General features: G+C 63.6%; 4 protein-coding genes. 2 read left to right on the top strand and 2 right to left on the bottom strand.

All coding sequences use genetic code 11. From position 1 onward, the window contains the following. Window positions 1-66: 66 nt before the first annotated feature. Window positions 67-360, bottom strand: coding sequence for a hypothetical protein (locus tag ACXRVY_RS22500; protein WP_003226812.1), 294 nt, complete (start codon window positions 358-360; stop codon window positions 67-69). Between the two features lie 56 nt (window positions 361-416). Then, complete coding sequence (locus ACXRVY_RS22495; RefSeq protein ID WP_223462507.1) at window positions 417-1,022, bottom strand: arylesterase; 606 nt, start codon at window positions 1,020-1,022, stop codon at window positions 417-419. A 10-nt stretch (window positions 1,023-1,032) separates the two neighbouring features. Here ACXRVY_RS22495 and ACXRVY_RS22490 point away from each other — a divergent pair, with 10 nt between their 5' ends. Next, the gene (locus tag ACXRVY_RS22490; RefSeq protein WP_115947226.1) at window positions 1,033-1,716 is read left to right on the top strand and encodes an ABC transporter ATP-binding protein; all 684 of its coding nucleotides are present in this window, start codon (window positions 1,033-1,035) and stop codon (window positions 1,714-1,716) included. Further along, window positions 1,716-2,970, top strand: a 1,255-nt coding sequence (locus ACXRVY_RS22485) for an ABC transporter permease (protein ID WP_458238273.1), incomplete at its 3' end; no start/stop codon positions are given. The genes ACXRVY_RS22490 and ACXRVY_RS22485, both read left to right, overlap by 1 nt.

The raw sequence follows: 2,970 nt of genomic DNA, 5'->3' as shown, positions 1-2,970 counted from the left end.
GGAATGGATATGTACACGGTCAACAAAAGACAGGTCGGCTTTCAGGCCGCCTCGATTAATGACGGATCAAAGCTCGAACCGCAATTCAGGCCAGATCGGCGACGTACCCCGCTTCTGCGACTCAAGAATGGCCCTGCACAACGAACACAGCCGCTGGTCCTGAAACACCCGGCGATCAACGCTCGACCAGCGCGGCTGTGCCGGCAACAGGCTGCCACACAAGGTGCGGTCCGCCGAGCCACCCAGCTCCAGTTGACGGGTCACCAGATGCACCCGCACTTCCTGGCAGGCGAACAGATCCAGCTGTTCGTCAGGCTCGATCAGTTGGTAGGCAAATAGTGACCAGGCGGGACGCGGCATCGGGGGCTCCAAATCGGGGGCGCCACCTTAGCCGAAAGCCTGCTTCTAGAAAAGTGTCATAACAGTGGTTTTAGAGTAGGCCAGACATTTTCCAGCAACTTGTCCTGGGCCCCGGCCGCCGGGTGTATGCCGTCGGCCTGCATCAAGTCCGGATGGCCGCCCACGCCGTCGAGGAAAAACGGCACCAGCGGGATCTTTTTCTCATCGGCCAGGTTGCTGTAGACCTCGGCGAAGGCCTTGGTGTAGCGGGCACCGTAATTGGGCGGCAGTTGCATGCCGAGCAACAGCACCTTGGCACCGCTGGCCCGGGAGCTGTCGATCATCGACGCAAGGTTTTGTTGCAAATTAGCCGGGGGCATTCCACGCAGGCCGTCATTGCCGCCCAACTCGAGGACAACCAGCTCAGGCTTATGCTCTGCAAGCAGCGCAGGCAGGCGTGCCTGGCCTCCGGCACTGGTGTCGCCACTGATGGACGCATTGATCACTTTATCGTCGAAACCTTCACGCCTGAGCCGCTGCTCAAGCAGCGATACCCACCCCACGCGGGTATCCAGCCCGAAACCGGCGCTGATACTATCGCCAACGATCAGGACTGTACCCGCCGCTGCGTTTTGGGCCATACACATCAAGGCCAGGCCAGCACTCAATAACCACACACGCATCGGACTCTCCATGGGCGCAAGCATTCTCATCGCGAAGGACCTTAGCAAAGTGGTTCCCAGCGCGGAAGGTGAATTGACCATCCTGCACCAACTCAGCCTGGAACTGAACCAAGGCGACAGCCTGGCCATCGTCGGCGCTTCGGGCTCCGGCAAATCCACCCTGCTGGGCCTGCTTGCCGGCCTTGACCTGCCGAGCAGCGGCGAAGTCACTCTCGCCGGGCAAGGCCTGAGCAACCTCGATGAAGACCAGCGTGCGCGCATCCGTGCCGAGCACGTGGGTTTTGTGTTCCAGTCATTCCAGTTGCTCGACAGCCTCAATGCCCTGGAAAACGTCATGCTGCCACTGGAGCTCGATGGCCGCAAAGACGCCCGCGAACGCGCCACCCAATTGCTGCAACGGGTGGGGCTGGGCCAACGCCTGACTCACTCGCCGCGCCAGCTCTCCGGAGGCGAGCAACAACGCGTGGCGATTGCCCGCGCGTTTGCCGCAGAGCCCGATGTGCTGTTCGCCGACGAACCGACCGGCAACCTCGACAGCCACACCGGCGAGCGCATCAGCGACTTGCTGTTCGAGCTCAACAAGGAGCGCGGCACGACCCTGGTGCTGGTGACTCACGATGAACGCCTGGCCCATCGCTGCCGGCGCCTGATCCGTCTTGAAGCCGGCCTGCTGGTCGCCCCTCTGGAGCCTTGATGGCACGCCTGCCGCTGTTGCGCCTGTTCAGTCTCGCCATCCGCCAATTGCTGCGCGACGCCCGCGCCGGTGAATTGCGCGTGTTGTTTTTCGCCTTGCTGGTGGCCGTGGCCGCCAGCACCGCCATCGGTTACTTTGGCGCGCGCCTGAACGGCGCCATGCTGCTGCGCGCTACCGAGTTTCTCGGTGCCGACCTGCTGCTCGAAGGCAGTTCGCCTGCGCGCCCCGAACAGATAAGAAGCGGCACCGAACTGGGTCTGGAACACGCTCAGGTGGTGGAGTTCTCCAGCGTCATCGCCACCGATAACGGCATTCAGTTGTCCAGCATCAAGGCGGCCGATGACACCTACCCGCTACGCGGCGAATTGAAAAGCGCGCCCGCCCCCTTCGCCGCGGAAACAGTCGGTGGCGGACCGCAGCCCGGTGAAGCCTGGGTCGAGGCACGCCTGCTGACCGCCCTGGACCTGAAGATCGGCGACAGCATCGATGTCGGCATGAAAACCCTGAAACTGGCGCGGGTGCTGACTTACGAACCCGATCGCGCCGGCAATTTCTACAGTCTGACGCCGCGGGTGCTGATCAACCTCGACGACCTTGCGGCCACCGGCGTGGTGCAGCCCGGCAGCCGGGTCAGCTATCGCGAACTGTGGCGAGGTAACGCTCAGGCACTCGAAACCTATCGGCAACTGATCAAACCGGGGCTCGCCGCCAACCAGCGCTTGCAGGACGCCCGCGACGGCAATCGACAGATCGGCGGCGCCCTGGGCAAGGCCGAACGCTACCTGAACATGGCCAGCCTGGTGGCGGTATTGCTCTCCGGAGTGGCGGTGGCGCTGTCGGCAACCCGTTTCGCCACCCGCCGGTTCGATGCCAGTGCATTGTTGCGCTGCCTCGGGCTATCGCGCCGGGAAACCATGGTGTTGTTCAGCTTGCAACTCACTGTGCTCGGGCTGCTGGCCAGCATCAGCGGCGCCCTCCTCGGTTGGCTCGCACAACTGGGATTGTTTGCCCTGCTGCATGACTTGCTGCCGACCGACGTGCCTCCGGGCGGGCTGATTCCGGCCGTTGCCGGGATCGGCACCGGACTGGTGGCGCTGGCCGGTTTCGCCTTGCCGCCGCTGGCGGCCTTGGGCCGGGTTCCGCCATTGCGCGTGCTGCGTCGGGATATGCTGCCGATCCCTTCCAGCACCTGGATGGTCTACGGTGTAGCGCTGGGCGCCCTCGCCCTGATCATGTGGCGCCTGAGCCTGGACC

This window comes from Pseudomonas sp. P5_A2_2 (assembly GCF_054177685.1).
This window is presented reverse-complemented; position numbering and strand designations above follow the sequence as displayed.